This window comes from Bartonella sp. AP57NXGY (assembly GCF_042195805.1).
Taxonomy (GTDB): Bacteria; Pseudomonadota; Alphaproteobacteria; order Rhizobiales; family Rhizobiaceae; genus Bartonella.
The window spans coordinates 1-749 of the sequence record NZ_JBHIOZ010000492.1; the positions used below are offsets into that span (position 1 = coordinate 1).

Annotated in this window: 1 pseudogene; it reads right to left on the minus strand. The window is 38.3% G+C overall.

Going from position 1 to position 749, the window contains the following annotated elements:
• Positions 1-416: 416 nt before the first annotated feature.
• Positions 417-749, minus strand: a pseudogene (locus tag ACFIL8_RS11650) (hypothetical protein); the annotation flags it as partial.

Sequence of the window (749 nt, forward strand, 5' to 3'; positions counted from 1 at the left end):
GTGAAACACCCATCTTCTTCGCAAACGCACGAACCGATAGACCCTTACGATTCTTCTTATTCATAGTTGCTCCTTGCCTTCTTTTCTGTCCTAAGAAGGAGGTGGTTACGGCGTATTAGGATAAAGAGAGATTTACGGTACCAACTGAAAAACAAGATTTAATACGATAAGGAAATAATTAACACATTAAATTCGTTATTTATCAATGAGTTATGTGTACAATGTACAGTCAAATTGAAAATTCTGTCGCTAGCGATAGTTCGCGCTCGTCCGCCCCGCAACAGACCCAACCCGCTGGGAAGTACCTTTTGCATTGATTTTATTGTATTTTTTCTGGAAAAAACCAAAGCGCAAATGATAATCTGCTTTAAAAATTACAATTAAAGTGAGTAGCGTGTTGACATAGCTTAAGAACATTATTTAGCTTTCTTATTGGCGGCATATTCTTGACGAGCAAGTTGGTACTGTATGTTGGCAATTAATCTTTCATTGGCTTTTTTTACAATAGTACTTGCAATCTCTGGCTTGGACATCACCCCAGCAATGGAGGGTCCTTTTTGTTTTGCAATGGGGAATTGATCTCCATCGGCTCTTTGAAACACATTCCCATTCAGCTTTTTTAATTCAACGCGCTTTGGAAAACTCCCACCTTTGATAAAAGCATGGGGTAATATTTCTTTCTTTCCAAACAGTGTGTAAGTTACGCCGCGTTTTGTTTCGTTTGCTTTAAAAAATTTAAGAGGTATCGG